Source organism: Chryseobacterium sp. 14P4.3.2 (assembly GCF_057799275.1).
This window is the reverse complement of the sequence record NZ_JBYOKO010000001.1, coordinates 690666-716887: the sequence shown is the minus strand read 5'-3', so window position 1 is coordinate 716887 and position 26222 is coordinate 690666. Positions and strand designations below refer to the sequence as shown.

The following is a 26222-nucleotide window of genomic DNA, read 5'->3' as shown; positions in this document are numbered from 1 at the left end:
GTGCTACCTTTTGTATCTATAACTTATCTATTCAGATTTTGCAATTTCAGTCTTTTCAGACATTCCGCTGGCATTGAAAGCCTCAATCTGGAAATAATAAGCATCTGTTCTGTCTGCCCCTGTAAAGAAATATTCGTTTTTACCATATACCATAATACTTCCATATAATTTATCCGGAGATTTTCCCCAATAGATCACATATCCGTCTGCTTCGGGATTCTGCTGCCATTTCATCCATATACTCCTTCTTTCACCGTACTTCTTAGGATCAGCTCTTAAAGGTACAAATCCTTCCACTTTTTTAGGTTTCTCACCTCCTCCTTTTCCGAAGACTCTGAAACCGCTCAAAGCAAATTTTCCTGTAGGCATTTTCAGATTTTCCATTTTAAGGAACCTTGCAGTGGCAGGCTTTTCAAGTTCAACATAATCATGGGGAACATCTTTTGTATTTTTGCTTTTATCAACAATTACATTCCATTTCTTCCCATCATTTGAACCATAAATTTTATACTGATGCATTTTCCCTAATGTTTTCCCCATGAATTCAGCGTCCTGATCTGCATAGTTTATCTGGATAGCATTGATAGTGGACGCCTCACCAAGATCTGTCTGAAACCATTCTCCTGAATTTCCTGTTTTTGCACTCCAGTACGTTTTGATATCTTCATCCACCGCATAGTTTGGCTGATATCCTCCCAAAGTAGAAGAAACCTGAACGGGTTTGTTATAATTCAGCAGCATCCATCCTGCAAAAAGTCCTTTGGCAAAGTCTTTTCCCTGTGCATACTGCGGAAGGTAAGTAGGATAGTCTCCATACGCTGTATTACAGTACATTACATCATCTTTATCAAACCCTGCCGGCCAGATTCCCAGTCGTCTTTCGAAATTATTTTTAGTAGAAATAAAAATGGTTGAAACATGCCACCAGTTTTTGTAATTATCTTCAAAAGTGGCCCCATGCCCGGCTCCTCTTGCAAAACCTCCCGGTTTATAAGAAAACGGATTGTGCTGCTGATATTCAAATCCTTCTAAAGGGCTTTTACTCACATATACCCCATCAGAATAGCCACTAAACTCAGTAGCCGGTGCTCCGTACTGCATATAATATTTATTGTTGTGCTTGGTCACCCATGCTCCTTCTACAAAGGGCTGCAGAAAAACGTTGTCATTATATTCCCCGAATCTCTCCCAGCCATGATCTTCTGGTTTTAACCTAAGAATTGGCTTTACGAAGCCTTCAGACTGCAATGTTTTGGTTTTCACTTCAGTTCCCAGCAACGGCCACTCATTACTTGAGCCCCAATACAGGTAAAGTTTATCTTTATCTTCATCGTAATGAAATGCCGGGTCCCATGCTCCTACTTTCAAAGTATCTACAGCTATTTTCCAGTCATCCTTAGTAGGGTTAGTACTTTTCCAGATCGGAAAATCCTGCTCCCAGGTAGAACCGTAAACGTATAATGTATCTTTCATTGCCCACACTGCCGGAGCATTAAGGTCATGGATATATTTTTTGTCTCTGAGGAATTTTCTTTTTACAAACTTCCAGTCCAGCATATCATCACTGTACCAATATCCTTCTTGATTGGTTGAGAAAAGGAAAAGTTTATTTTTAAAATTGACAATCACCGGATCTGCTGTAGCACGATGTTTTCCCTGTGTGGAAAAAACTTCAAAAGGTGTATATCCATAATCGATGTTGATTGGATTACAGAAGGTTTTCTGCTGTGCTCCTACAATCATTCCAAAAAAAATTGCTAATGATAAAAAGTATTGTCTCATTTTCAGATTTTAAAAATTAAGACAAAGTTAGCTAACTTTTTTTGGTTTTCTAAATCCATACTCTATCAGTGGGGATACTGTAAAAATTTCAGGAGATCCTATAAAAAAACTTCTGAATTTATAAATAAAGTCAGAAGTTTAAATTTTTAATTGAGAATGATTATTTTTTCGGAAGAAAAACCTCAGCAAGCATGCATCTTGCACTTCCTCCTCCGTTTACTTCAATAGTATTCAGGTCAGAATAAATAATTTCGCAATATTTTTCAATCGCAGCTACCTGCCCAGATGTCAAAGACTTATAAGCAGTCTGGCTCATTACCAGAAATTTTTCACCGTCTTTATTTTGAACCTGAAGCATATTTCCAGCAAACTGCTGCATCTGCTCTTCAGAAATTTCGATAATTTCCTTTCCTGAACTCTTGATCGTTTCGATTATCTTTTCTCTTTCCAATTCATCATCAATACAATCAAGACAGATGACAACAAACTTATCTGCCACACACATCATTACATTGGTATGGTAAATAGGAAGTCTTTCTGTTCCCACAGTCTGATAAGAATGGAAAACAACTGGCGTAAAACCATATTTTTCACAGAATTCTCTGAACAGATTTTCATCCAGCCTTAAAGAAACTGAACCATAAGCAATTTTCTGATCGTGGTCAAAAATCATGCTTCCTGTTCCTTCCAGAAAATGTCCCTGCGTTTCAGAAAAAGACCAGTCATCAATTTCAGTAACTTCAAATCCCTGATCTTTGATACTTTCAATGATATCATCTCGTCTTTCCACTCTTCTGTTTGACGCAAACATAGGGTACAAAACCACTTTTCCGTCTTTATGGAAGCTTACCCAGTTATTTGGGAAAATGGAATCAGGTGTATGAGGGTCCAGGGTATCTTTTATAGTGATTACATTAATTCCTCTGCCTCTCAGGTTCCCGACAAAAGTATTGAACTCTGCCAAAGCTTTTGACTGAATATCTGAACCGGCCTGTTCTACCTGAAAGTAATTATTTTTCGCTGTCTCTGCGTTGTAACCGAATGCAATCGGCTCTATCATTAATACTGTATCTGTTGTTTGCATTGTTTTTAAGTTTGAGGGTGTTAATATATGAAGGTTTGAGAGTATACTTCTTATAACCTTTATAATCTTTCGGTCTTTTAAGTAATCTGGTTCTTATTGGGGGGAATATTTTTTTTAAAATACTTTTAAATGCTGATCAAATCTGACCTTTGAACTTGTTTATTCTTTAAGATCAAAAATCATCTCCAATATCACCTATAAAAACTCTTTTACTCTGAAACTTTTATTATTCTCTTACCAACGGCATGGTAGAGCATCTCAACAGACCGCCCATTTTAGAAATTTCTCTGTAAGGAATTTCTTCTACAGTCATTCCCCATTCGTTTCTCAAATGGTTATTCATTCTTGTGAAGGTCTTATCGGACACTACAATGTCCGGAGCTATAGAGAATATATTCGGGAACATTTCAAACATTTCTTCATCATTGATATGGAAGCAGTTTTCTTCTCCGAAAATATCAATGATTAATCGATAGTCACTTTCATCCACGAATCCGTTTTTATAAATAATACATTTATCTTCTCCTACCGGATTAAAAGTGCAGTCAAGATGCAGAATACCCTCGAAAGGTACTTTATCATTTTTTTTCAGTTCAAGATCAATGATTCTTTTCTTTGGAAAGTATTCTTTTAAGATTTCAATGGCATACTCATTGGTTCTTGCCGTCTTATAGTTTCTGTAATCTTCGCTGAAGCAAGTTCCTATGAAAATAAAATCATTCCATACGATGACGTCTCCACCTTCAATATGGGCTGTTTCCGGAAGATTGATGATTTTTCTCCATGCTACCTTTTCAAAAACGCTTTTATATGCTTCCTGTTCGTCTGCTCTGTCTGCAATCACGTTGGAGATAATCATTTTATCGTCAATCACAAAGGCTACATCTCGTGAAAAAACCTGATTATAATCTTTGATAATGCTTGGGCGCAGCACTTCAACGTCATACTTTTTCAAAACTGCTTCAAAAGCATTCATTTCATTGATAATATCCTCTTCTTTGGGATACATATTGTGTTCGATTGAGTAATATGATTTTGCGTCATAACTTTCCTCTAATGTGGGGACCGCCCCCAATGAATTAGGCTGACCTAGCACTACTGACTTCAGCCTGCCCGTTTCGTTTTTAATGTTTAGTCTCATAAAGATTTATGCAATACTACAAATATAAGTAAAGGTCTCTATCTGGAAAACTTTTGTTCTATTTTCTCCTTCAAATTTGACTATAACGGGAGAATACTTTTATGATTTTTATTTGTTTTTCTCTATTTCAATTCTATTTTCTCTGAAAAAAGTCTATAAACTACTATGTTCCATCTACATATAATCATAAATCACATCCTGTTTATTAAAATATTTTCATACATTAGTGATATAATTTTCGCGAAATTATACATCATAAAACTTTACTATTAACATCAAACAACAAAATCATGAACAAGAACAATTCTGTGCTGAAAAATGCACAAAAACTAGGAAGAGAACAACAGAAAACTGTAATGGGAGGAGCTATAGCCGGCAGAAGATGCTGCGAATGGGATGATAATGGCAAGTGCTTTATCTGGACTTGTGACAAATGTTACTGCCCATAATAAAATCAAGAACCTGCTTTTTCAAGCAGGTTTACTTTTATCTGGCTCTGTTTTCTTCTTCCGTTTTCTGCGTTTCTTTTACCTGATATTTTGCGCTTCCAAAGTTATAACCAACCGAAATGACCAACCGGCTGCTATCCCACCAGTGTGTAAGGCGATTATCCATAATCTTTTTATGCCGGAATTCCAATTTCTGGTCATAAGAATCAAGGAGATTATTATACCCGATTTTTGTGTTTAACTGATTGTCAAACCATGATTTCTGAATTGACAGATCTATGCTGTATCTTGGCTTGATGATGTAAAGGCTGTTTCCCGTTTTGGATTCATAATTGGCAAACAGGTTAACTGTGTATCCTTTTGGAAGAGAAAATACCTGGTTTATTCTCACTTCATAATTGTAAATATTCAGTGCAAAAACCTCATTCAAATAAGGTCTGAATTCATAATTGTAATATCCTGTAATCTGGCTGGTCAAATTCCACCATTTCATAATTCTAACCGGAAAGCTGGTTTCAAGGGCCGCAAAATTTCTATAAGGAAGATTAGTTCCCAAATATTCCAATACATTTGTTTCCGGATTGTACATAGGATATCGCGTCATTACGTCCTTTTCTTTTCCAACTGTAAAATTTGTGATCCAGTTTTTATAGCGATAAGTTGCTTTGATCTGAGTTGTAAAAGAAGGCAGCAAATAAGGATTGCCTATCCAGTAATTTAAAGGGCTATAATAAACCCGGAATGGGTTAAGCTGTGAAAATCCTGGTCTTGTAATTCGTCTGCTATAGGAAAGGGAAAGTTCACTGGATTTATTAAAAGTATAGTTCAGGCTTAAAGAGGGCAGCCATTTCAGGTAGTTTACTGAAACAATAGAATCAATAGTAACAGCATTGGAAATACTGTTTGTATTTTCGAATCTCAATCCTGCATTGATCTGAATTTTTCCAAATTTTTGCCTGTAAGCAAGATAACCTGCCGTTATTTTTTCTTGATATGAAAATACATTGCTTCTTGTACGGTCAAAAGCAAATTGATCTCCTACGGATAATGTATCATATCTGATATTATTGTTTGTATCTGAATCGCTGTATTTAATTCCTGCTTCTATGTCTGCATTTCCAATTTTCTGGGAAACATCGATCTGTGTACTATAAATATTAATTTTATTAAAGAGATCAGACTTCCAATAGGATAAGAGATCATTGGCAGGTTGATCTCTATTGATAAAATCATCTTTCTGCTTATTGACAACGGAAAGATAATTCCCTAGAAAACTGAGTTTAAATCCTTTATTTTGCAATGAATAATCAGCTGTGATCCCATAATTATCCTGTGAATAAGCTATAGGATTTTCACTGGTGGTATTAAAGATCAACTGATCCTCATTTTTATCAGTTGTATAAAGTGATCCTGCACGGGTACGCTCGCTTTCCCGGAAATTGGATCTCAGATTTAAGCCTATTCTATTTTTTTCATTTAATCTGAAATCTGCACCGGCCTGAATACTGTAGGTTTTACTATAATCTTTTTGATTGGTATTGGTACGCATAATATTGGTATTTGCCAGCCGCTGCAGTGCGTTATATCGATAGCTTGAAACTCCCTCGTTATATCCTGTCTGCAGATTATAAGTTGTATTTCCTGTATTGTAAGAAATATTAACCGTATTTTCCCTGTAATTGTACTTATTGATATATACATTACCATTATAATTTCCCTTCCAGCCGAGGTTGGCATTTTTTTTTAGTTTAATATCAATAATTCCTTTAAATTCTGCATCATATTTTGACGAAGGGTTGGCATTCACTTCTACAGATTCTATCATCTCGGGTGATAAAGACCGTAAGTATGCCTGTAACTCCTGGTTACCCATCACAACAGGCTTCCCATCAATAAAGATAGCGGGAGTGATTCTTCCCCCGATAAAAATTCCACTTTCCTGATCTACTGTAACACCAGGCGTTTTTCTCAAAACATCAAGAAGATGGGTGGATGTTTTAAAGTCTTTATTTCCAGCAACAGTCATTACCAGATTCCCATCATTCATTTTTATACTTCGTGGAGCTGACTGAATAATGACTTCTGAAATATTGGTGGTATTAGATGCGGAGCCAGCCAGAGAATCTGAAACTTTTCCTTTTACAGTGTCCTGTGCTCTTCCAGAAATTGAGACAAGCAACAGTAAGAGTAAAAACCATAATTTGATCATCATAAATCGTAAATTTTATGAAGTCAAAAGTATTGGCTTGTTGTAGAAATGAGGTTTTGAAATTAAAATTCCGCAGTACGAAATTATAAATTTGAACTCTGCAATCCCGTATCAATAAAGGTTTGCGAATGTTTATATAAAAGAGGGGTTGTATTTTTAATCTTCTTGAAGGTAGAGAAAAAAGTCGATTTGGAATTAAATCCTACTTCATATCCGATTTCTTCAATCTTTAAATAGGAGCCACTTTCTATTTTTTCACAGGCTTCATTGATCCTGTATTCATTAATGTAGAGAGAGAAGCTTTTTTCCAGATTATCATTTAATAACTGGGAAAGCTGATGGGTTGACATATTCATTCTGGAAGCCAGATCATTCAACTTAAGGTTTGGGTTTTTATAAAGTTCTTCGGCGTCCATTAGTCTTTCTAATCTTGACACAATATTCTCTGCCTGTTCTTCTGATATTTTTTTGTTAGAATATCTTTCAGTTTCCTTTACCGGAAGCTGTTCTTCTTTTTTACTGAATAAAATCAAAAAATTGGCATACAGTACAAATGAAAATACCAGGCTTCCTCCTGCACAGTAGATCTGTATCCAGCCAGTAGAAATCAACTGATAGGTCAAAAAGATGATCACATTACTGAGGAGAACCGGGAAAACAAACTTGTTCGGGTTTTTATTATTCTGTTTTGAAAAAATATAGTATTGATAGAGGGTATAAAACACAAAGCCAGCCCACACGGTATAAATAAAGGTTCCAAAATAATGCTCCCAGGTAACGGGAAAAACCACATACAGTAATCCTACTGCTCCCAAAATAGATGTGAATATTCCAAACCACTTTCTACAGCTTTTCAAATCAAATTGTTGTTGCTGAAAGGAAGATTTCACATAATAGTACAAAGCGGGGCCTGTGAAAAATAACGCGGATAGTCCTAAATGAGGAATTATTCTCGGCCAATCCGGATAGAAGTATATACATACGGAAATGCCTACTCTTAAACTAAGCATCAACAGCAACAGTCCCAGGAAAAAATCCGGCAGATATTTCAGTTTTTTAAAGGATAGCAAATAAATCCCTAGCAGAAGTCCATTGAATGCTCCTACTGCGCTAAAGAAAAATAACATTTGTTCTCCGAAAGTCATGATCAAATAGTTTTATTTTAAATACAGGCTGAAGAAATTACATTAATCCCTGTCCAATAGAAACGGAATTTAGCCCGTTTAATCAATACATATCATTCATCCGGCTTTATCCGAAACCTATATTTTGTAAAAGTAAATTTAATCATTAATTAGATTCAATTTCAATAAGATATACATATTCTACAAAAGATCTATTCTAATTACACGTTTGAACTATGCTTTTTAAATGAATGCTCTGAAATCCAATTGCTGATCTGGAAAATAAATAATCCCAAAGCAAGCTTTGGGATTATTATATGATAAAAAAAAATATTATCTGTTTGAAATATCGATGTAATTTCTTTCCTGAGCACCTTGGTAAACCTGTCTAGGTCTTCCGATTGGGTCTCCTTTTAATCTCATCTCTTTCCACTGAGAAATCCATCCCGGAAGTCTGCCTAATGCAAACATTACTGTAAACATTTCTGTAGGGATTCCTAATGCTCTGTAGATGATCCCTGAATAGAAGTCTACGTTTGGATATAGTTTTCTTTCGATGAAATATTCATCTTCAAGAGCAACTCTTTCTAACTGCATTGCAATATCAAGCGCTTTATCCTGGATTCCTAATGCTGTAAGGATATCGTCAGCAGCTTTCTTGATAATTTTTGCTCTTGGATCGAAGTTTTTGTACACTCTGTGACCAAAGCCCATTAAACGGAAGCTGTCATTCTTATCTTTAGCTTTAGCAACATATTTAGATACGTCACCACCATCTTTCTCGATCAATTCAAGCATTTCAATTACGGCCTGGTTAGCCCCACCGTGAAGTGGTCCCCAAAGAGCAGATACTCCAGCAGAGATTGAAGCAAAAAGACCAGTGTGTGCAGAACCTACCATTCTTACTGTAGAAGTAGAACAGTTTTGTTCGTGGTCAGCGTGAAGAATTAGCAATTTATCTAAAGCACCTACAACTACCGGATCGATTTCGAAATCAGCGTTTGGTAATCTGAATGCCATTTTGTAGAAGTTCTCTACATAGCTTAGGTTGTTATCTCCGTGGTTTAATGGTAAACCTTGAGTTTTTCTGTATGTCCAAGCACAAAGGTGAGAGAACTTAGCGATCATTAGCTCAGCAGCATGATCCATTTCTTCTTTAGAGTTTACGTTAACTGCTTTTGGGTTGAAAGCTGTCAATGCGGAAGTCATAGAAGATAAAACTCCCATAGGGTGAGCTGAACGAGGAAAAACATCAATGATCTTTTTCATCTCATCTGCGATGAAGTTATATTTTTTAATATTATTGTCGAATGAAGCAAACTGATCCTGAGTAGGCAATTCTCCATGTAATAAAAGATACATTACTTCTGTAAAGTTAGATTTCTCAGCAATCTGCTCGATTGGATAACCTCTGTAGAATAACTCTCCTTTATCTCCGTCTAAGTAAGTGATGTCGCTAATGGTAGCTCCAGTATTTTTGTAACCTAAATCCAGAGTGATCAAACCTGTCTGGTCTCTTAATTTTGAAATATCAATCCCTCTGTCTCCGATAGTACTATCCACGATTGGATATTCATATGAATTACCGTCGTAATTCAATATTACTTTGTTGTCTGACATTATTTATTTTTTTTTAAATATACTACTTTCCATAAAATACGGCAAACAAAAAATATCGCTTGCCGTTATTTATAAATTCAATTATCTTTTAATTTTAAATGCTTCTAAACCTGGGAAAATTGCTGTTTCGCCAAGGGCTTCTTCAATTCTCAACAACTGGTTGTATTTTGCCATTCTGTCTGATCTTGAAGCAGAACCTGTTTTGATCTGTCCGCAGTTCATTGCTACTGCTAAATCAGCAATTGTAGCATCTTCAGTTTCTCCTGATCTGTGAGACATTACTGAAGTGAACTTGTTGTTCTGAGCCATCTGCACTGCAGCCATTGTTTCAGAAAGAGAACCGATCTGGTTTACTTTTACAAGGATTGAGTTGGCAATACCTTCTTTTACTCCTCTTGATAATCTGTCTACGTTGGTTACAAATAAATCATCACCTACCAATTGTACTCTGTCTCCGATTTTATCTGTTAACATTTTCCATCCTTCCCAGTCATCTTCCTGCATACCGTCTTCGATAGAGATGATTGGATATTTATTAGCCAATTCTGCAAGATAAGAAACCTGCTCTTCTCTTGATCTGTGAGCTCCTTTATCTCCTTCGAATTTTCTGTAGTCGTACGTTCCGTCTTTGTAGAATTCTGAAGCTGCACAGTCTAATGCCAACATGATATCATCACCTGGCTTATATCCAGCTTTTTCGATGGCCTGAAGTAAAGTATCCAAAGCATCTTCAGTTCCGTTGAAAGTAGGAGCAAAACCTCCCTCGTCTCCTACTGCTGTAGAAAGACCTCTTCCTTTAAGAATAGATTTAAGGTTATGGAAAATCTCAGTTCCTTTTCTCAATGCATGAGAGAAAGAATCTGCTTTTACCGGCATGATCATAAATTCCTGGAATGCAATAGGTGCATCAGAGTGAGATCCACCATTGATAACGTTCATCATTGGAACTGGAAGTGTATTAGCGTTTACACCACCTACATATTTGTATAGAGGCATCCCCAATTCTGCAGCGGCAGCTTTTGCTACTGCTAAAGAAACTCCCAAAATAGCGTTCGCACCAAGATTTCCTTTGTTAGCCGTTCCGTCAAGATCAATCATAATCTGATCGATATAGTTTTGTTCGAAAATTGGCTGTCCAACTAAATTCTCTGCAATTATTTCTTTTACATTTTCAACAGCTTTCAGTACTCCTTTTCCCTGGTAGTCTGAACCTCCGTCACGTAATTCTACTGCTTCATGTTCTCCTGTAGATGCTCCTGAAGGTACAGCAGCACGTCCCATTGCTCCACTTTCTGTAAATACATCTACTTCAATGGTGGGATTACCTCTGGAATCTAAAATCTGTCTTGCTTCTATGTAAGAAATTGCACTCATTTTTTATTATTTTTAGTTTATACAAATTTAATCAAAATTAAACTTTCAGGGCCATTTCGAGGGATTTTTTTGAAATAAATGCAAGTTAAATTTTAGTTAATTTATATTATGATAACCTTTATAATTGTATTCGTTAAATCCTATTAATAAATTAAAGTATAAAAATAAAAAACACTTCAAGTTTTATAAAATAAGAGAGCATTTCAGTCATTAAAAAATTAGGTGATATTTTATCGGGTTTTATGCATTCATAATTTATTTTCTATCAGGATTCAAAATGATCTATGTCCTCAAACAACACCCTTACAAATGATGTTGTTTTTACTTAATGAGTTGTTATTTTATAATGTCATTTTGAATAATAAACGGGTTCCTGTATTTTCAGATAAGATGTCACAATTCCCATTCAGTTTATGCATTCTCCGTTTCATATTCCTAAGGCCGTTTCCTTCCTGATATTCTTTCGGGATTCCCTTGCCATTATCTGATATTTCTATCGTAAAAACATTTACATTTTGGATAAATGAAAGTTTTAGGTAATCTGCCTCACTGTGTTTATAAGCGTTATTAAGGGCTTCTTTTAAACAGAGAAACAGGTTTCTTCTCTGTTCTGTTGAAACAGAAGTCTCTGAAATGATATCAACACTTTCGCACGATAATTTTATTTTTGTTTTTTTGAGAAAATTATCTGCATATTGAATAGCATACTCTGTAAAGCTTCCCAAGGTATCATTTCCGGAATTGAGGCTCCAAAGCATTTCGCGCATAGAAATATTCATTTCTTCTGAGGTTTTCAACAACTCGTCAATATCATTCTGCAAATCGATATCCTCTGCTCTCTGTTTTAGAAATTCTGCCTGAAGTTTCAATGCAGAAATACCCGCGCCGAGATCGTCATGCATATCATGGGAAATGCGCTCACGTTCCTGCTCTATTGATTTTTGTTTTTCAAGTTCTTTCTGAAGGAGCTGGTTTTGGTGTTCGGCTTCTTTAAGTTGCTGCTCTTTTAAGTAAAGGAGTTGTTTTCGGTTGTATGTTATAACAACAAAGATGATGAATAGCACAAAGAGCATCATTATTGCAATTGCAACAATATAGGCAAGCTTCATATCATCTTGAATTTGTGTCATGCATCTAATTGTTTTTCATATTTAATAAGTGCCACATAAAATAAAAAATAAGTAATACCATTTATGAGATTCAAAACAAATTTAAGCTGTCCTAAAAATACTTTATCTTCAATTTCAAGGAAGTACATCGGAATAATTCTAAAAAGCGAAAAACTACTCCATAATAAAAGAGCGGTAGAAACCCAAAAATTAGGATCAACAGTGATTTTTGATATCACTTTAGTATTTAATTTCTGGTAATACCAAAAAAGAGAAACAATAATATAATAAGTAACCAAACATATTCCCAGCCTGCTATCAAAATCAGTACTATAAAAGTTCGTAAATATTAAAATATAAATGATACTGCATAAAAAAAAGACAGTAAAAACATGCTTAAGCCAGGATTTAAATATTTTTTTGAAAAAAAAATAAAAAAATATAATTGAGAATATAATGTAAATATTATACTGAAGGCCATTCTTTGAATTTTCATCAATAAGATCTCGAAGCCATGATATGGTTTCGTTCAAGAATGTAATTAATAAATAGATCATTAAATAGCCTTGAGCAGAAAGAGAATACTTTCTGCCCAAAACTATAGCTTTTATTGTTACAAATAATAGTATTATTTTATAAATAATTCCCATTTTTAAGGCTTTAGATCTCCTAAGTCATAATAACCTTCATAAAATAAAGCTCTTGTTGCCATAGCAAAATGATGAACCCGATCAGAGTCCTTTACCTTTACAGTAAGTGTTAATCTTAATTTATTTTCTACTGTTACACATATTACTTCAAATTTCAAATCCTGTTCAAAACCATTAAATAAAAATATTTTCCTCATTTGATAAGTAACGTACTCTGTAAGAACCGGATTTGAATCGATGCCAGCTATTATCTTGGTTCCTACTCCATTTTTATAATTTTGTTTAATATTATAGAAAGACGGAGAACTTCTATTAAAACTTTCTGCCATCTGCCCTCTTAATATATAGGCTGTTTCATTGTTTAAATCTATTTCAAAGTTGGTAGGGCTAAATGTTTCAATATCTGAAAATCTGAATAAAATTCCCAAGTCACCATTATCATCAATAAAGAATATATGTAAGTATTTTTTATCCCAGTTTTCTCCTATAATTTTATTAATTTCTTTTTTAGTAATAATAAATTCATCTCTGAACTTATTAGAGTAATTAGTATTAAATAGCTCTTTTCCCCTTATATACTCTTCATCTGGTATAGGATCAGTGATATAATTCGCCATGAGATATCTGATTTCAAGCAATTGTTGATCATCACAATCCATGTTTGTTATTATAGTTATCAACTCTTCTTTAAGCTCTTTACATGATAACTCCTCAAATTTTTGCTTCATAGTTTCTTAGTTTTTAGTTTGATTAAATTTGTTGATAGCCTCCACTTTATTGTTTACGTGAAGTTTTCTGTAGATATTTCCAACGTGTTTTTTGACAGTATCAATGCTAATGCATTTTTGATCGGCAATTTCTTTATATAAAAGTCCTTGCGAAAGAAGTTCCAGGATTTCCTTTTCACGTTCTGTAAGTTCATCGAAGCCTTTTATTTCCGGAAGTTTTTTTTCAAAGTGCTGCAGGACTCTCCGGGCAATTGAAAAACTCATTGGGGCTCCTCCGTTATATACATCACGGATTGAAGAAAGAATTTTATCCATGCTTTCTCCTTTAACGAGATATCCCATGGCACCTGCTTTCAACGAATTAAAGATCTTTTCATCCTCTTCAAAGCTCGTACACATGATAAAATGGGTGTCCGGCAGTTGTGTCCGCAGCTTCTCAACAATCTCTATTCCAGGCATATCCTGAAGCTGAATATCCATCATCACCACATCCGGAGAAATATCAGGGAGGTTTTTCAGGGCATTATTTCCGTCAAAAAACTGAGCAACTACCTTCATATCGCTTTGATAATTGATGACCTTCTTCAACGCATTGTTGTAGTTTTTTTCATCTTCTACTATGGCGACGGAAATACTCATGTTCTTTTTTGTTTGAAGCAAATTTCAGCAGAAAACAGATAAGAGACAATTACACCTTTGTGTAATCTTATAATAGAAATTGGTAATTATGGTTAGTTTTTATTTTATTAAATTTAATCAATTATTCATTCCAAAATTATTTTCACTTCAATAAATCATAAACTGCTTTACAAGCAAGTCCAGGATCCGAGAATATCCCTTGTGAGAAAGCAAAAATAAATGGAGAAAAAAAGTCTGAATAACCACATTAATATTGGCAGAATGCCCCCATGTTATAAGGCATGATTTTTGTAAAAAGTAAAAAATAGATAAAATAATATAATCATGAAAAAAACTCTTTTAGTACTTGGTGCAGTACTTACATTAGCAGCAGTCAGCTGTAAAAAAAATGAAAGCGGAAACAAGACTGTTATTAAAATGGACAGTACAGAAACCTCCGTTACCGATAACAATGGTAAGATAGATTCTGTAACTCAGAGTTCTTCAACAGTAGAGGTCAATGGCCAGAAGACTGAAAAAACAGATTTTGTTTATAAAGCTACGGACGGAACATTGGTAAAAGTAATCTTCAAAAATGACCCAAAAGAAAGTACAGTTGCTATCACCAGCAACAAGAAAACCTTTACACTTCCCAAGACTGAAACAAAGGGAGATGAAACCATCTATAAAAAAGACGATATGACCGCAAGAGTAAAAGGAGACAGCCTTCACCTTGAACAGGGTAATAATATCATTGAACTGAAAAGAACTAAGATCTAAAATACAAATGTCCCTCCGTATAGAGGGACATTTAATTTTTATAGTGGTTTAATTTTTTTTCAGCATATCACTATTGATCCAACCATAAAGAGGTTCTTCATCTTTTCCTGGTTTTAACAAGACATACACATAGAACCAGCCAAGTTTACTTTTTATAAATTCAACTTCAGTATCTTTTTTAAGCTGTATAATCGAATCGAATTCAGTGGAAGGTCCTTTTCTTACATTCACATAGTTTGCGTTTACTTTATAAATATCCGCAGTATCATCTTCGCGTCCTACGAGCTTTGCTCTGAAATTTTCAATAGGAAATGCGGGCCCTGGGTCATTTTTCCTGAATGGTGCTATATCATCGTGTCCGAGAATATCTTTAATCTGGTAAGTTTCCATTAAAAGTTTACACACACGAAAGCAGCAATCTATTTGTTTTTCAGTAAAATTATGCCAGTACGAAACCTCATTATCATGTTTGTGTTTAGCTTCAACAACGACATCTTTTGAATATTCTTTTTCAAACCATGCATAGAATCTGTCATTTACTTTATTCAACTTTCCGGGATTTTCCAATTCAATACCAATAGAAAAGTTATTAAATCCTGATCGGTCTGCCCATCTGCTTCTCCCCGCATGCCATGCTTTTTTATTAAACTCTACCATTTGGGTGATTCTACCGTCTCTATCTATAATAATATGAGCAGAAGCTTTTGCTGTAGGATCCTGAAACCAATTTATAGAACTTTCAGCCCCTCTTCCTGCTGTAAAATGGATAATTATATATTCCGGAATCATCATTCCGTCTTTATTAGGAGTATCAACAAAGTTAATACTCTCTCCGGAAATTGTTTTTCCTAACTTATCTTTTAAAATGATCATGATCAAGATTTTTCAAAGATCAAATGTATTCTAAATTTATTAATTACATATTAAGGGAATAAAAAAAAACCACCCGGAATCCGGATGGTTTTCATTATATATCTGAATGAATAGAATATTATTCTTCAGTTAAAAAAAAGAATTTTACTAATATTAAAAATCCGCCTTTATAGTATACTCCAAATAAGTCAAACATTTTTAAAATTCACCATTTTGGGGCAGAAGTTAAAATTATATTGACAAACCAATATAGAGTTAAGAAATAATTTTGAAATCTAATTCTTATTGATACTTAACAGCCTTATCCAATTCTATGGGATTATAATTATTTATAATCTGAAGCTGGTAATCTTTTTTAATACTTTTTAACCCTTCTAAACTATTAATATGTTTATCAAATATATTTAATCCCCAAGTTCCTTCTTTCATCGTATAATATTCACCGAATGGATTATTATAGTTATCAATTAATAATTTCTGATATTGTTTTAATGTAATCGATACAGGTTTCACTCCAAGATTGGACTCAACAATATTATAAGTATCATAGTCTGATAAAATTTTATTAATAGAAACTAATTTATAATTAAAATTATCATTGGAGTCTTTTACTTCAAATATTAATCCCGGCAATCCTTTAAATTTATACGGCCCTTCTGAAACGGGCATTTCAAGAGAAAACCATGCAATCCATTTTCGTCCACCCCAAATAGCCTCGGCTTTTTGTAATTTATAATTGTCTGAAAGCTTTGTCTGAGGTAGTATTTTCCATTTAATATCATCTATAGAAGGATAATTATAATATATACCTGCTACATTCACAAAATTTTCATTCTTAAAAGAGCTTGTTTTTCTTTTTATTATCTGCTGTATAGGAAAAGTATAAGAAATAATACTTCCACTTCTTACCAAGGAATCTAATTTAATTAATTTTTTATAATAAAACTTAGTGTAATCTTTCTGTACATCAAGTACCATTTCAAGATTATCACTATCTTTTTTCAATGAGTCTGGTTTATAAGTAAAATCATAAATCACTCTATAGTTTTGAGAATAAGAATATTGAATAAAAAAAATGAAAAAAATGAAATATTTATGCATAAACAGATACTAACATAATGATTGCGCCATACTCAATGCTTTTCCACAATCTCCTTTTGGATCTGTATAACAAGACTGACTTCCTTGTCTATTAGAACACGATACGCATTGCTTACATCCCTCGGCTTCACCTGGATCTTCAGAAAAAAAAGGATTGATTGATCCAAATCCATTTAAAGTTTTCAACTCGTTTCTCGAAAGTTTTTTTAGATTTTTCATAAATAACAAATTTAATTTGTTTTTGCTTTTCTTGCTGAAAAGTGTTTATTAAAACTAAAATAAAAACTTATTATTTCCAAATTAAATTTGGAAAAATTACGTAATCAATACTTTAAACAACGTTTTAATTAAAATGAATTTAATATATCAATAACATATCGTAATAAATAGAAATATATTAATCAATAAAATTTAAAGACTAACATAAAAGTGCTAAACTTACATTATAATCCCTCCAAAAAATACAATTACAGCAACAACCATAATGAGGAATTGAAAAGTGATCCTATATACGTACCGGTTTTAAATTAAATACAAAACAAAAAAACCATCCGGAGTCCGGATGGTTTTCTATTGATATCTGAATGAATATTATTCTTCAGTTTTTTCTTCAGTAGTATCAGCTTTAGCTTCTTCTACTTTCTCTTCTACTACAGGAGCGTCAGCTACTACAGCTTCAGCTTTTTTAGCAGTTGTAGATCTTCTACTTCTTCTTGTAGTCTTCTTCTCTTCAGCATTAGGGTTGTAAAGCTCGTTGAAATCTACCAATTCGATAAGAGCCATATCAGCAGCATCACCTGGTCTGAAACCTGTCTTAATGATTCTTGTATAACCACCGTTTCTTTCAGCGATTTTAGGAGCTACAGTTCTGAATAATTCAGCAACCGCAAATTTATTTTGAAGGTAAGAGAATACTACTCTTCTGTTATGTGTAGTATCTTCTTTTGCTTTTGTTAATAGAGGCTCAACATATACTCTTAAAGCTTTAGCTTTAGCTACAGTAGTGTTGATTCTTTTATGCTCAATTAGAGAACAAGCCATATTAGAAAGTAAAGCACTTCTGTGAGAAGCTGTTCTTCCTAAGTGATTGAATTTTTTACCGTGTCTCATTATTAATTATTTATCAGCGTCTAACTTATATTTTGCAACGTCGAAACCGAAGTTAAGACCTTTTGAATGCACTAATTCTTCTAGTTCTGTCAAAGATTTTTTACCAAAATTTCTGAATTTCATCAAATCAGACTTACTGTAAGAAACTAATTCTCCAAGAGTTTCTACTTCAGCAGCTTTAAGACAGTTAAGGGCTCTTACAGAAAGATCCATATCTGCTAATTTAGACTTAAGTAGTTGTCTTGTATGAAGAGTTTCTTCATCATATTGGATAGATGCTTTTACAGCTTCCGTTTCAAGAGTTATTCTCTCATCAGAGAACAACATGAAGTGATAAATTAATATCTTAGAAGCTTCTGTCAAAGCATTTTGAGGACTGATGGAACCATCAGTTTCTATATCTAATACAAGTTTTTCGTAGTCTGTTTTTTGCTCTACACGATAATTTTCAATGCTGTATTGTACTTTCTTAATCGGCGTAAAAATAGAGTCGATAGCAATAGTCCCTACAGGAGCATTGTTTGACTTATTTTGTTCAGAAGGAACATACCCTCTACCTTTTTCAATATTGAAAGTAATTTCGAAAGTTACATCACTATTTAGGTTACAAATCACTAAATCCGGGTTTAAGACCTCGAATCCGTTGATCGATTTTCCTAAATCACCAGCAGTAATAATCGTTTGACCTGAAACTTTAGCAACAACCTGCTCATTAGCCTGGCCTTCTGCTGAAGCTTTTACTCTAACCTGCTTAAGGTTAAGAATAATTTCGGTAACGTCTTCGATTACTCCTGGAATAGTTGAAAATTCGTGCTCTACACCTTCTATTTTGATAGATGAAATAGCGTATCCTTCCAGAGAAGAAAGCAACACTCTTCTCAAAGCATTACCGATTGTAAGCCCGAAACCTGGTTCTAAAGGTCTGAATTCGAATTGACCTTTAAATTCATCAGAGTTAAGTAAAATTACTTTATCGGGTTTTATGAATTGTAAAATTGCCATATTATTGGGTTGAGCAAAAATTTGATTAAAAAATTATTTAGAGTAAAGTTCGACGATAAGGTTCTCCTTGATGTCCTCCGGAATTTGGATTCTCTCAGGAGCAGAAATGAAAGTACCTTCTTTCTTCTCATCGTTGAATTGTAACCACTCATAGTTTGACTTAGAAGCCAATGCATCGGTAACAACCTCAAGAGACTTAGACTTTTCTCTTACAGTGATCACATCACCAGCTTTTACCAAGTAAGAAGGGATATTAAGAATCTCTCCGTTCACAGTGATGTGTCTGTGAGAAACTAATTGTCTAGCACCAGATCTAGTTTTAGCAAAACCTAATCTGTATACTACGTTATCCAATCTTGATTCACAAAGTTGTAATAGAACTTCCCCTGTTACACCTTTACTTCTGTGTGCTTTTTCAAATAAGTTAGCGAACTGTCTTTCTAAAATACCGTAAGTATATTTAGCTTTTTGTTTTTCTGCTAACTGAACTGCATATTCTGATTTTTTAGCACCTCTTCTTTTGTTAGGACCATGTTGTCCTGGCGGTTGGTTTTTTCTCTTTTCGAAGTTCTTATCATCTCCGTAGATTGCAGCACCAAACTTTCTAGCAATCTTAGTTTTAGGTCCAATATATCTTGCCATAATGGGTAAATTCTAAAAATTAAACTCTTCTTCTTTTTGGTGGTCTACATCCATTGTGTGGCATAGGAGTCACGTCAATGATTTCGCTAACTTCAATACCTGAATTGTGAATTGTTCTGATTGCAGATTCTCTACCAGCACCAGGACCTTTCACGTACACCTTTACTCTTCTTAATCCAGCTTCATGAGCAACATTAGAGCAATTTTCAGCTGCCATTTGAGCAGCAAATGGAGTATTCTTTTTAGAACCTCTGAAACCCATTTTACCGGCAGATGCCCAAGAGATAACTTCTCCGCTTTTATTTGTTAAAGAAATGATGATGTTATTGAAAGAAGCTTGAATATGTGCTTCACCAATAGCCTCAACTTTTACTTTTCTTTTTTTAACTACTTTACTTTGTTTTGCCATAATTCCTAACGATTATTTACTTGCCTTTTTCTTGTTAGCAACAGTTTTTCTCTTTCCTTTTCGGGTTCTAGAGTTGTTTTTCGTTCTCTGGCCTCTTAAAGGTAATCCTAGTCTGTGACGTATTCCTCGTTGGCATCCTATGTCCATCAATCTCTTGATGTTCAATTGCACTTCAGATCTCAATTCTCCTTCTACTTTTACGTTTTCAGAGATATATGTTCTGATTGCAGCCAATTCATCGTCATTCCATTCGTTGACTTTCTTGTCTTCGCTGATACCGGCAGCTTTAAGGATTTCAGAAGAAGTACTTCTTCCTACTCCATAGATGTAAGTTAAACCGATAACACCTCTTTTGTTTTTTGGTAAATCAATACCTGCAATTCTCGCCATAATTTAATGTTAGCCTTGTCTTTGTTTAAATTTTGGGTTCTTCTTGTTGATTACGAATAGTACACCTTTTCTGCGTACGATTTTGCAATCAGCGCTTCTTTTTTTAATTGATGCTCTTACTTTCATTTTGATAGTATTTATTTTTTACAAATGCCAAATGGAATACATATTCCATTTGGCTAATTGTTTTAATATCTAAATGTGATCCTCCCTTTCGTTAAATCATAGGGAGACATTTCTAGTTTTACCTTATCACCAGGTAAAAGTTTAATATAATGCATTCTCATTTTGCCTGAGATATGAGCAATAAGTATATGCCCATTTTCCAGCTCTACACGGAACATGGCGTTTGAAAGTGCTTCCACGATCACGCCATCTTGTTCAATATGTTTTTGTTTTGCCATAAATTAATATCCAGTCGTTCTTGATAATTTAGACTGCATTAAGCCATCATAATGATGGTTCAGCAGATATGTATTAATCTGTTGAACTGTATCTAAAATTACACCCACCATAATTAATAGTGACGTTCCCCCGAAAAATAGGGCAAACGCATCTGTCTGAACAAAGCTTCCATGCACAATTGCTGGAAGGACTGCAAAGATAGATAAAAAAATTGCACCTGGCAAGGTAATTTTTGATAAAATATCATCTAAATAATCAGCGGTCTCTTTTCCGGGTCTTACTTTTGGTACTAACCCACCATTCCTCTTTAAATCATCAGCCATCTGGTTAACCGGAATTGTAATCGCAGTATAGAAAAATGAGAAGATAATAATTAATAGCGCAAACAATACATTGTACTGCCAGCTAAAAACATTCTTGAAACCTGCAAGAAAAGTGTTAGACTCATCGAATTTTGTTAATAGTCCTGGTACGAACATCAATGCCTGCGCAAAGATAATCGGCATTACACCAGCAGCATTTACTTTCAATGGAATCCATTGTCTCGCTCCCTGCATAAGATTTCTGTTTACACCTCCTCTTGCTTGAGCTCTGCTTACATACTGGATTGGTATTTTTCTAACAGCAACTGATAGAATCACTGCTAAAAGAACTACCACCATCCAGAATAATACTTCAATAAGGATCATAATAGATCCCATTCCTCCTTTTCCGTTCTGCACGGCCATCTCCTGTACGAATGCTTCAGGCAATCTTGAAAGAATACCTACCATAATAAGAATGGAAATACCATTTCCGATTCCCTTGTCGGTAATCTTTTCACCTAACCACATTGCGAATACTGATCCACCCACCAAGATAACAATACTTGGCAGCCAGAACATAATAGAATTTGGCTCTACAAAATATGCAGATTGGAATTGAGCATACGGTAAGAATAATTGAGTAATAGAAGTTAAATAAGAAGGTGCCTGTACCAGACAAACTCCGATTGTTAACCATCTTGTAATTTGGTTCAATGTATTTCTACCTGACTCTCCATCTTTCTGAAGCTTCTGAAGATAAGGAATAGCCATTCCCATCAACTGAACAATAATAGAAGCAGAAATATAAGGCATGATACCCAACGCCATTACGGAAGCGTGGCTGAAAGCCCCCCCCGTAAACGACGAAAGCAAGCCAAGGAGACCTGCTCCTTGCTTGTTACCGCCTTGATTTTTATAATGCTCTAAGAGATCTCCCACTTCTGCAAGGTTAATTGCGGGAAGTGAGATATAAGATGCGAATCTATACACAAGGATAATACCTAACGTAAAGAGAATTTTATCTCTCAACTCCTTTAGGCTCCATATATTTTTAAGTGTTTGTATAAATTCTTTCATTAGTAAGTATTATAAGGTAATTGCTTTTCCACCTGCCTTAGCAATAAGCTCTTCAGCAGACTTAGTGAACTTGTCAGCAGAGATTGAAATCGCAGATTTCAATTCTCCTCTACCCATAATTTTCACTAATTCGTTTTTAGAAACTACTCCGTTTGCTACTAATACTTCTTTCGTGATTTCTCCAGTGATGGATTTGTTCTCGATTAAAGTTTGGATAGTATCAAGGTTAACTCCTCTAAACTCTTTTCTGTTTACGTTTTTGAATCCGAATTTAGGTAATCTTCTTTGTAAAGGCATCTGTCCACCTTCGAAACCGATTTTCTGAGAATAACCAGCTCTAGCTTTCTGACCTTTGTGTCCTTTTGTTGAAGTACCTCCTTTTCCAGTACCTTGTCCTCTACCAATTCTTTTTGAATTGAATGTAGAACCTGCAGCTGGTTGTATATTGTTTAAATTCATTTTAAATTCTCTTTTATAAAATTATTTTTGAACTTCAAGTAAGTGACCTACTGCAGCGATCATTCCTAAGATAGAAGGAGTCGCTTCATGTTCTACAACTTGGTGAAGTTTTTTTAATCCTAATGCTTCAAGCGTTCTCTTTTGGGTTTTTGTTCTACCAATAGCGCTTCTTACTTGCTTTACTTTAATTGTTGCCATTGTTTATATATTAACCGTTAAACACTTTACTTAGAGAAACTCCTCTCATTCTTGCGATTTCTTCAGGTCTTCTGATGTCTAATAACGCTTTGAAAGTAGCTTTCACCACGTTGTGAGGGTTAGAAGATCCTTTAGATTTTGAAAGGATATCGTGAATACCAGCAGATTCTAATACCGCTCTTACCGCACCACCTGCGATAAGTCCTGTACCGTGAGAAGCAGGTCTTAAGAAGATATCTGCACCACCGTATCTAGCAGTAGTTTGGTGAGGAATAGTATGGTTCATTACAGGAACTTTCACAAGGTTTTTCTTAGCGTCTTCAACTGCTTTAGCAATTGCAGAAGCAACCTCTTTAGATTTTCCTAAACCAAAACCGATAACACCTTCTTCGTTACCTACTACAACAATAGCAGAAAATCCGAAAGCTCTACCTCCTTTAGTTACTTTTGTTACTCTGTTAACAGCTACGAGACGATCTTTTAATTCTAATCCTCCCGGTTTTACTCTTTCTATATTATCTAGTCCTAACATATTTTCCGAAATTTAATGATTAGAATTTAAGTCCACCTTCTCTCGCACCATCAGCCAGAGCTTTCACTCTACCGTGATATACGAAACCGTTTCTGTCAAATACAATACTTTCGATTCCTGCAGCGATAGCTTTAGCAGCAATAGCTTTACCAACTGCAGCAGAAATTTCAGTCTTAGTACCTTTAGCGTCTACACCTTTCTCTCTAGAAGAAGCTGCTACTAAAGTTTTACCATTTTTATCATCGATTAACTGAGCGTAAATTTCCTTATTACTTTTATATACAGATAATCTTGGCAATTCAGAAGAACCAGAGATTTTCCCTCTTACTCTTCTTTTGATTCTTATTCTTTTTTCTAATTTACTTAATGCCATAATACTTATAATTTATTAAGCAGATTTACCAGCTTTACGTCTAACAATTTCTCCTACGAATCTTACACCTTTTCCTTTGTATGGCTCAGGCTTTCTGAAAGAACGGATCTTTGCAGTAACCATTCCTAGAAGTTGCTTGTCGTGAGACGCTAAAGTAATAATTGGGTTTTTACCTTTTTCAGTCAATGTATCAATTTTTACTTCAATTGGAAGTTCTAATACGATACCGTGAGAGAATCCTAAAGCTAACTCAAGTTTTTGACCTGTGTGAGAAGCTCTATATCCTACCCCTACTAGTTCTAGTTTCTTTTCGAAACCTTCTGATACACCTACGATCATGTTGGCGATCAACGCTCTGTATAAACCGTGAAGCGCTTTGTGTTGCTTAGAATCAGATGGTCTGTTTACATTAAGCTCGCCATCTTTTTGTTCTAAAGTAATTCCTGCTGTAAGCTCCTGAGAAAGTTCTCCTTTAGCTCCTTTTACTGTTACAACACCGTTATTTTCAGTGACTGTAATTCCAGCTGGAATTGTTATAATTGCTTTACCAATTCTTGACATTTTCCTCTGATTAAAAATTAATAAACATAGCAGATTACTTCACCGCCTACTTTCTCTTCTCTAGCTTTCTTGTCAGTCATTACTCCTTTAGAAGTAGAGATGATAGAAATACCCAAACCGTTTAGTACTCTTGGAAGTTCAGTAGAACCTTTGTACTGTCTCAAACCTGGTCTAGAAGCTCTTTGAATAGACTTGATAGCAGGTTTGTTAGTTTGCTTATCGTACTTTAAAGCGATTTTGATCACTCCTTGAACAGCGCTATCTTCAAACTTAAAGTTTAAGATATACCCTTGATCAAATAAGATCTTAGTAATCTCCTTTTTGATTTTCGATGCAGGAATTTCCACCACTTTGTGGCCTGCGCTTTGTGCGTTCCTTACTCTTGTTAGGAAATCTGAAATTGGATCTGTTACCATTTTTCTTTTATAAATTATTGGTTAAAGACAATCAGTATTGAAAAGACTTGAAGAGAAAAATATCAGACTTCAGAAAACTTCGGTCTGATATTTATATTCTTTAGTATCTTGACAACTTAATTGTCTCGATTTTAATTAGTAATTATTACCAACTAGCTTTTCTTACACCTGGGATAAGACCGTTGTTTGCCATTTCTCTGAAAGTTACTCTGGAAAGTCCGAACGTTCTCATATATCCTCTTGGTCTACCTGTCAGTTTACATCTGTTGTGTAATCTTACAGGAGAAGCATTTTTAGGTAATTTCTGAAGTCCTTCATAATCACCAGCTTCTTTTAAAGCTTTTCTTTTGTCAGCGTATTTAGCAACTAGTGCTTCTCTTTTGCGCTCACGCGCTTTCATTGATTCTTTAGCCATTTCTTAGTTCTTTTTAAATGGTAAACCGAAGTGAGTTAATAATGCTTTAGCTTCTTTATCTGTCTTCGCAGTAGTAACAAAAGTAATGTCCATCCCTTGGATTTTTTTCACTTTGTCGATTACGATTTCAGGGAAGATAATTTGCTCAGTAATACCTAAGTTGTAGTTACCTCTACCATCGAAACCATCTGCTTTGATACCAGAGAAATCTCTGATACGTGGTAAAGCAGAAGAAGTAAGTCTGTCTAAGAACTCATACATTCTGTGAGCTCTCAAAGTTACTTTCGCACCTACAGGCATTCCTTTTCTAAGTTTGAATGCAGCCTCATCTTTCTTAGAGATTGTACCAACTGCTTTCTGACCTGTGATGTTTGTAAGTTCTTCTACAGCATAATCGATAATTTTCTTATCAGCAGTAGCGTCACCTAAACCTTGTGATACAACGATTTTTTCTAATCTAGGTACCTGCATAACTGACTTGTACCCAAATTCTTCCATCATTGCAGGAACAATTTGCTCTTTATATACTTTTTTGGGTCTTGCTATAAATTCCATGTGTTAATTCAAATTATAAAGTTTCACCCGTTTTTTTGTTGATTCTTACTTTCGTATCTCCTTCGATTTTGTAACCGATTTTGATAGCTTTTCCGTCTTTACCAACTAAAGCTACGTTTGAGATATGAATAGAAGCTTCCTTTTCTGTAATTCCTCCTTGAGGATTTGCAGCTGAAGGCTTAACGTGTTTTTTAACGATGTTAAGTCCTGCAACGATTACTCTAGGGTCTTTTCCTTCTTTCTTGATCACTTCAATAACTTCACCAGTTTTACCTTTGATATCTTTCTTACCAGTAGTAATGATTACGTTATCTCCTCTTTTTATTTTTAACTTTGACATTTCTTTAAAAATTTTAAAAATTAAAGTACTTCAGGAGCTAATGAAATGATTTTCATATATTCTTTGTCTCTCAACTCACGAGCAACCGGTCCGAAAACACGTGTTCCTCTCATTTCTCCTGCTGCATTTAGTAATACACAAGCATTATCGTCGAATTTGATGTATGAACCATCTTTTCTTCTTACTGCTTTTTTAGTTCTTACTACTACAGCTTTAGATACCTGACCTTTTTTTGCATTTCCTGATGGTGTAGAATCCTTGATAGTAACAACGATTTTATCACCAACTGAAGCATATCTTCTTCTGGTTCCTCCCAGAACTCTGATAACTAGTACTTCTTTAGCACCTGTGTTATCAGCAACTTTTAATCTTGATTCTGTTTGTAACATTA

At 34.7% G+C, this 26222-nt stretch carries 34 protein-coding genes; 2 read left to right on the top strand and 32 right to left on the bottom strand.

The window, feature by feature from the left end; all coding sequences use genetic code 11:
• Positions 1–27: 27 nt before the first annotated feature.
• The 3 genes from AC27VX_RS03355 to AC27VX_RS03345 form a co-directional block, all read right to left on the bottom strand.
• Positions 28–1782: a discoidin domain-containing protein gene (locus AC27VX_RS03355; protein WP_488693832.1), complete on the bottom strand. Its 1755-nt coding sequence runs from the start codon at positions 1780–1782 to the stop codon at positions 28–30.
• 160 nt (positions 1783–1942) lie between these two features.
• Positions 1943–2866, bottom strand: coding sequence for a citrulline utilization hydrolase CtlX (gene ctlX / locus AC27VX_RS03350; RefSeq protein ID WP_236857159.1), 924 nt, complete (start codon positions 2864–2866; stop codon positions 1943–1945).
• A gap of 226 nt (positions 2867–3092) precedes the next feature.
• Entirely contained in the window at positions 3093–4007 is a 915-nt protein-coding gene (locus AC27VX_RS03345) for a dimethylarginine dimethylaminohydrolase family protein (RefSeq protein WP_488693830.1), read from the bottom strand.
• A 290-nt stretch (positions 4008–4297) separates the two neighbouring features.
• On the opposite strand from AC27VX_RS03345, the gene AC27VX_RS03340 reads away from it, so the two are divergent.
• Complete coding sequence (locus tag AC27VX_RS03340) at positions 4298–4456, top strand: hypothetical protein (RefSeq protein WP_236857157.1); 159 nt, start codon at positions 4298–4300, stop codon at positions 4454–4456.
• A gap of 37 nt (positions 4457–4493) precedes the next feature.
• Here AC27VX_RS03340 and AC27VX_RS03335 read toward each other — a convergent pair whose 3' ends face one another.
• The 8 genes from AC27VX_RS03335 to AC27VX_RS03300 all read right to left on the bottom strand — a co-directional run bounded on the left by AC27VX_RS03335 (position 4494) and on the right by AC27VX_RS03300 (position 13909).
• Positions 4494–6668: a TonB-dependent receptor domain-containing protein gene (locus AC27VX_RS03335; RefSeq protein WP_488693828.1), complete on the bottom strand. Its 2175-nt coding sequence runs from the start codon at positions 6666–6668 to the stop codon at positions 4494–4496.
• Between the two features lie 80 nt (positions 6669–6748).
• Positions 6749–7810, bottom strand: a complete 1062-nt coding sequence (locus AC27VX_RS03330; RefSeq protein WP_488693826.1) for a helix-turn-helix domain-containing protein — start codon at positions 7808–7810, stop codon at positions 6749–6751.
• 312 nt (positions 7811–8122) lie between these two features.
• Entirely contained in the window at positions 8123–9409 is a 1287-nt protein-coding gene (locus AC27VX_RS03325; RefSeq protein ID WP_236857154.1) for a citrate synthase, read from the bottom strand.
• Between the two features lie 81 nt (positions 9410–9490).
• On the bottom strand, positions 9491–10783 hold the full coding sequence (gene eno / locus AC27VX_RS03320) for a phosphopyruvate hydratase (RefSeq protein WP_236857153.1): 1293 nt from the start codon (positions 10781–10783) through the stop codon (positions 9491–9493).
• 341 nt (positions 10784–11124) lie between these two features.
• Positions 11125–11913 (bottom strand): sensor histidine kinase, encoded by a 789-nt coding sequence (locus AC27VX_RS03315; protein WP_300687624.1) that lies wholly within the window; start codon positions 11911–11913, stop codon positions 11125–11127.
• Complete coding sequence (locus AC27VX_RS03310; RefSeq protein ID WP_236857151.1) at positions 11910–12542, bottom strand: hypothetical protein; 633 nt, start codon at positions 12540–12542, stop codon at positions 11910–11912. Before AC27VX_RS03310 ends, AC27VX_RS03315 begins: the two co-directional genes overlap by 4 nt.
• 2 nt (positions 12543–12544) lie before the next feature.
• Positions 12545–13270 carry a hypothetical protein gene (locus tag AC27VX_RS03305; protein ID WP_488693823.1) on the bottom strand — a complete coding sequence of 242 codons (726 nt, stop codon included), beginning with the start codon at positions 13268–13270 and terminating at the stop codon, positions 12545–12547.
• A 6-nt stretch (positions 13271–13276) separates the two neighbouring features.
• A complete protein-coding gene (locus AC27VX_RS03300) occupies positions 13277–13909 on the bottom strand; it encodes a response regulator (RefSeq protein ID WP_300687621.1) in 633 nt (210 codons plus the stop codon).
• A gap of 324 nt (positions 13910–14233) precedes the next feature.
• Here AC27VX_RS03300 and AC27VX_RS03295 point away from each other — a divergent pair, with 324 nt between their 5' ends.
• Entirely contained in the window at positions 14234–14668 is a 435-nt protein-coding gene (locus tag AC27VX_RS03295) for a hypothetical protein (protein WP_236857148.1), read from the top strand.
• A gap of 48 nt (positions 14669–14716) precedes the next feature.
• Here AC27VX_RS03295 and AC27VX_RS03290 read toward each other — a convergent pair whose 3' ends face one another.
• From AC27VX_RS03290 to rplN, 21 genes are all read right to left on the bottom strand, one after another.
• Positions 14717–15541 (bottom strand): N-acetylmuramoyl-L-alanine amidase, encoded by an 825-nt coding sequence (locus tag AC27VX_RS03290; RefSeq protein WP_300687620.1) that lies wholly within the window; start codon positions 15539–15541, stop codon positions 14717–14719.
• A 282-nt stretch (positions 15542–15823) separates the two neighbouring features.
• Complete coding sequence (locus tag AC27VX_RS03285) at positions 15824–16642, bottom strand: GLPGLI family protein (protein WP_488693820.1); 819 nt, start codon at positions 16640–16642, stop codon at positions 15824–15826.
• 9 nt (positions 16643–16651) lie between these two features.
• A complete protein-coding gene (locus AC27VX_RS03280) occupies positions 16652–16861 on the bottom strand; it encodes a bacteriocin-like protein (protein WP_236857145.1) in 210 nt (69 codons plus the stop codon).
• Positions 16862–17233: 372 nt separating this feature from the next.
• Positions 17234–17752 carry a 50S ribosomal protein L17 gene (rplQ, locus tag AC27VX_RS03275; RefSeq protein ID WP_236857144.1) on the bottom strand — a complete coding sequence of 173 codons (519 nt, stop codon included), beginning with the start codon at positions 17750–17752 and terminating at the stop codon, positions 17234–17236.
• Positions 17753–17758: 6 nt separating this feature from the next.
• Positions 17759–18754 carry a DNA-directed RNA polymerase subunit alpha gene (locus AC27VX_RS03270; protein ID WP_236857143.1) on the bottom strand — a complete coding sequence of 332 codons (996 nt, stop codon included), beginning with the start codon at positions 18752–18754 and terminating at the stop codon, positions 17759–17761.
• Between the two features lie 33 nt (positions 18755–18787).
• On the bottom strand, positions 18788–19396 hold the full coding sequence (rpsD, locus tag AC27VX_RS03265) for a 30S ribosomal protein S4 (protein ID WP_236857142.1): 609 nt from the start codon (positions 19394–19396) through the stop codon (positions 18788–18790).
• A gap of 19 nt (positions 19397–19415) precedes the next feature.
• Positions 19416–19805: a 30S ribosomal protein S11 gene (rpsK, locus tag AC27VX_RS03260; RefSeq protein ID WP_034702879.1), complete on the bottom strand. Its 390-nt coding sequence runs from the start codon at positions 19803–19805 to the stop codon at positions 19416–19418.
• Between the two features lie 12 nt (positions 19806–19817).
• On the bottom strand, positions 19818–20195 hold the full coding sequence (gene rpsM, locus AC27VX_RS03255) for a 30S ribosomal protein S13 (protein WP_002983260.1): 378 nt from the start codon (positions 20193–20195) through the stop codon (positions 19818–19820).
• 9 nt (positions 20196–20204) lie between these two features.
• The gene (rpmJ, locus tag AC27VX_RS03250) at positions 20205–20321 is read right to left on the bottom strand and encodes a 50S ribosomal protein L36 (RefSeq protein ID WP_007839480.1); all 117 of its coding nucleotides are present in this window, start codon (positions 20319–20321) and stop codon (positions 20205–20207) included.
• 62 nt (positions 20322–20383) lie between these two features.
• A complete protein-coding gene (gene infA, locus AC27VX_RS03245; RefSeq protein ID WP_002983257.1) occupies positions 20384–20599 on the bottom strand; it encodes a translation initiation factor IF-1 in 216 nt (71 codons plus the stop codon).
• Between the two features lie 3 nt (positions 20600–20602).
• Positions 20603–21982, bottom strand: coding sequence for a preprotein translocase subunit SecY (gene secY, locus AC27VX_RS03240; protein ID WP_236857141.1), 1380 nt, complete (start codon positions 21980–21982; stop codon positions 20603–20605).
• Between the two features lie 9 nt (positions 21983–21991).
• Positions 21992–22441 (bottom strand): 50S ribosomal protein L15, encoded by a 450-nt coding sequence (rplO, locus tag AC27VX_RS03235; protein ID WP_236857140.1) that lies wholly within the window; start codon positions 22439–22441, stop codon positions 21992–21994.
• Between the two features lie 21 nt (positions 22442–22462).
• Positions 22463–22639 (bottom strand): 50S ribosomal protein L30, encoded by a 177-nt coding sequence (rpmD, locus tag AC27VX_RS03230; RefSeq protein ID WP_027371710.1) that lies wholly within the window; start codon positions 22637–22639, stop codon positions 22463–22465.
• A 10-nt stretch (positions 22640–22649) separates the two neighbouring features.
• On the bottom strand, positions 22650–23171 hold the full coding sequence (gene rpsE / locus AC27VX_RS03225; RefSeq protein ID WP_042721505.1) for a 30S ribosomal protein S5: 522 nt from the start codon (positions 23169–23171) through the stop codon (positions 22650–22652).
• Positions 23172–23190: 19 nt separating this feature from the next.
• Entirely contained in the window at positions 23191–23544 is a 354-nt protein-coding gene (rplR, locus tag AC27VX_RS03220) for a 50S ribosomal protein L18 (protein ID WP_236857139.1), read from the bottom strand.
• Positions 23545–23559: 15 nt separating this feature from the next.
• Positions 23560–24105: a 50S ribosomal protein L6 gene (rplF, locus tag AC27VX_RS03215; RefSeq protein ID WP_236857138.1), complete on the bottom strand. Its 546-nt coding sequence runs from the start codon at positions 24103–24105 to the stop codon at positions 23560–23562.
• A 17-nt stretch (positions 24106–24122) separates the two neighbouring features.
• Positions 24123–24521 (bottom strand): 30S ribosomal protein S8, encoded by a 399-nt coding sequence (gene rpsH, locus AC27VX_RS03210; protein ID WP_236857137.1) that lies wholly within the window; start codon positions 24519–24521, stop codon positions 24123–24125.
• A gap of 145 nt (positions 24522–24666) precedes the next feature.
• Positions 24667–24936 carry a 30S ribosomal protein S14 gene (gene rpsN, locus AC27VX_RS03205; RefSeq protein ID WP_076353267.1) on the bottom strand — a complete coding sequence of 90 codons (270 nt, stop codon included), beginning with the start codon at positions 24934–24936 and terminating at the stop codon, positions 24667–24669.
• Positions 24937–24939: 3 nt separating this feature from the next.
• Positions 24940–25491, bottom strand: a complete 552-nt coding sequence (rplE, locus tag AC27VX_RS03200) for a 50S ribosomal protein L5 (RefSeq protein ID WP_123945195.1) — start codon at positions 25489–25491, stop codon at positions 24940–24942.
• 13 nt (positions 25492–25504) lie between these two features.
• The gene (rplX, locus tag AC27VX_RS03195) at positions 25505–25831 is read right to left on the bottom strand and encodes a 50S ribosomal protein L24 (RefSeq protein ID WP_236857136.1); all 327 of its coding nucleotides are present in this window, start codon (positions 25829–25831) and stop codon (positions 25505–25507) included.
• A gap of 20 nt (positions 25832–25851) precedes the next feature.
• Positions 25852–26220, bottom strand: coding sequence for a 50S ribosomal protein L14 (gene rplN, locus AC27VX_RS03190; RefSeq protein WP_002983226.1), 369 nt, complete (start codon positions 26218–26220; stop codon positions 25852–25854).
• Positions 26221–26222: the final 2 nt, after the last annotated feature.

What these genes read in the sequence shown, in the direction of transcription:
- AC27VX_RS03280 (WP_236857145.1), bottom strand. Translation starts at nt 16,861, where the DNA reads ATGAAAAATCTAAAAAAACTTTCGAGAAACGAGTTGAAAACTTTAAAT.
- AC27VX_RS03315 (WP_300687624.1), bottom strand. Translation starts at nt 11,913, where the DNA reads ATGACACAAATTCAAGATGATATGAAGCTTGCCTATATTGTTGCAATT.
- rpmJ (WP_007839480.1), bottom strand. Translation starts at nt 20,321, where the DNA reads ATGAAAGTAAGAGCATCAATTAAAAAAAGAAGCGCTGATTGCAAAATC.
- rpsD (WP_236857142.1), bottom strand. Translation starts at nt 19,396, where the DNA reads ATGGCAAGATATATTGGACCTAAAACTAAGATTGCTAGAAAGTTTGGT.
- secY (WP_236857141.1), bottom strand. Translation starts at nt 21,982, where the DNA reads ATGAAAGAATTTATACAAACACTTAAAAATATATGGAGCCTAAAGGAG.
- rplE (WP_123945195.1), bottom strand. Translation starts at nt 25,491, where the DNA reads ATGGAATTTATAGCAAGACCCAAAAAAGTATATAAAGAGCAAATTGTT.
- rpsN (WP_076353267.1), bottom strand. Translation starts at nt 24,936, where the DNA reads ATGGCTAAAGAATCAATGAAAGCGCGTGAGCGCAAAAGAGAAGCACTA.
- AC27VX_RS03345 (WP_488693830.1), bottom strand. Translation starts at nt 4,007, where the DNA reads ATGAGACTAAACATTAAAAACGAAACGGGCAGGCTGAAGTCAGTAGTG.
- AC27VX_RS03290 (WP_300687620.1), bottom strand. Translation starts at nt 15,541, where the DNA reads ATGATCATTTTAAAAGATAAGTTAGGAAAAACAATTTCCGGAGAGAGT.
- AC27VX_RS03285 (WP_488693820.1), bottom strand. Translation starts at nt 16,642, where the DNA reads ATGCATAAATATTTCATTTTTTTCATTTTTTTTATTCAATATTCTTAT.
- AC27VX_RS03305 (WP_488693823.1), bottom strand. Translation starts at nt 13,270, where the DNA reads ATGAAGCAAAAATTTGAGGAGTTATCATGTAAAGAGCTTAAAGAAGAG.
- rplN (WP_002983226.1), bottom strand. Translation starts at nt 26,220, where the DNA reads ATGTTACAAACAGAATCAAGATTAAAAGTTGCTGATAACACAGGTGCT.
- AC27VX_RS03310 (WP_236857151.1), bottom strand. Translation starts at nt 12,542, where the DNA reads ATGGGAATTATTTATAAAATAATACTATTATTTGTAACAATAAAAGCT.
- rplF (WP_236857138.1), bottom strand. Translation starts at nt 24,105, where the DNA reads ATGTCAAGAATTGGTAAAGCAATTATAACAATTCCAGCTGGAATTACA.
- AC27VX_RS03355 (WP_488693832.1), bottom strand. Translation starts at nt 1,782, where the DNA reads ATGAGACAATACTTTTTATCATTAGCAATTTTTTTTGGAATGATTGTA.
- infA (WP_002983257.1), bottom strand. Translation starts at nt 20,599, where the DNA reads ATGGCAAAACAAAAACATATTGAACAAGATGGCGTGATCGTGGAAGCA.
- rplO (WP_236857140.1), bottom strand. Translation starts at nt 22,441, where the DNA reads ATGAATTTAAACAATATACAACCAGCTGCAGGTTCTACATTCAATTCA.
- AC27VX_RS03300 (WP_300687621.1), bottom strand. Translation starts at nt 13,909, where the DNA reads ATGAGTATTTCCGTCGCCATAGTAGAAGATGAAAAAAACTACAACAAT.
- eno (WP_236857153.1), bottom strand. Translation starts at nt 10,783, where the DNA reads ATGAGTGCAATTTCTTACATAGAAGCAAGACAGATTTTAGATTCCAGA.
- AC27VX_RS03330 (WP_488693826.1), bottom strand. Translation starts at nt 7,810, where the DNA reads ATGACTTTCGGAGAACAAATGTTATTTTTCTTTAGCGCAGTAGGAGCA.
- rpsM (WP_002983260.1), bottom strand. Translation starts at nt 20,195, where the DNA reads ATGGCGAGAATTGCAGGTATTGATTTACCAAAAAACAAAAGAGGTGTT.
- AC27VX_RS03270 (WP_236857143.1), bottom strand. Translation starts at nt 18,754, where the DNA reads ATGGCAATTTTACAATTCATAAAACCCGATAAAGTAATTTTACTTAAC.
- AC27VX_RS03295 (WP_236857148.1), top strand. Translation starts at nt 14,234, where the DNA reads ATGAAAAAAACTCTTTTAGTACTTGGTGCAGTACTTACATTAGCAGCA.
- rpsK (WP_034702879.1), bottom strand. Translation starts at nt 19,805, where the DNA reads ATGGCAAAACAAAGTAAAGTAGTTAAAAAAAGAAAAGTAAAAGTTGAG.
- rplX (WP_236857136.1), bottom strand. Translation starts at nt 25,831, where the DNA reads ATGTCAAAGTTAAAAATAAAAAGAGGAGATAACGTAATCATTACTACT.
- rpmD (WP_027371710.1), bottom strand. Translation starts at nt 22,639, where the DNA reads ATGGCAACAATTAAAGTAAAGCAAGTAAGAAGCGCTATTGGTAGAACA.
- rpsH (WP_236857137.1), bottom strand. Translation starts at nt 24,521, where the DNA reads ATGGTAACAGATCCAATTTCAGATTTCCTAACAAGAGTAAGGAACGCA.
- AC27VX_RS03325 (WP_236857154.1), bottom strand. Translation starts at nt 9,409, where the DNA reads ATGTCAGACAACAAAGTAATATTGAATTACGACGGTAATTCATATGAA.
- rplQ (WP_236857144.1), bottom strand. Translation starts at nt 17,752, where the DNA reads ATGAGACACGGTAAAAAATTCAATCACTTAGGAAGAACAGCTTCTCAC.
- AC27VX_RS03335 (WP_488693828.1), bottom strand. Translation starts at nt 6,668, where the DNA reads ATGATGATCAAATTATGGTTTTTACTCTTACTGTTGCTTGTCTCAATT.
- ctlX (WP_236857159.1), bottom strand. Translation starts at nt 2,866, where the DNA reads ATGCAAACAACAGATACAGTATTAATGATAGAGCCGATTGCATTCGGT.
- rplR (WP_236857139.1), bottom strand. Translation starts at nt 23,544, where the DNA reads ATGGCATTAAGTAAATTAGAAAAAAGAATAAGAATCAAAAGAAGAGTA.
- AC27VX_RS03340 (WP_236857157.1), top strand. Translation starts at nt 4,298, where the DNA reads ATGAACAAGAACAATTCTGTGCTGAAAAATGCACAAAAACTAGGAAGA.
- rpsE (WP_042721505.1), bottom strand. Translation starts at nt 23,171, where the DNA reads ATGTTAGGACTAGATAATATAGAAAGAGTAAAACCGGGAGGATTAGAA.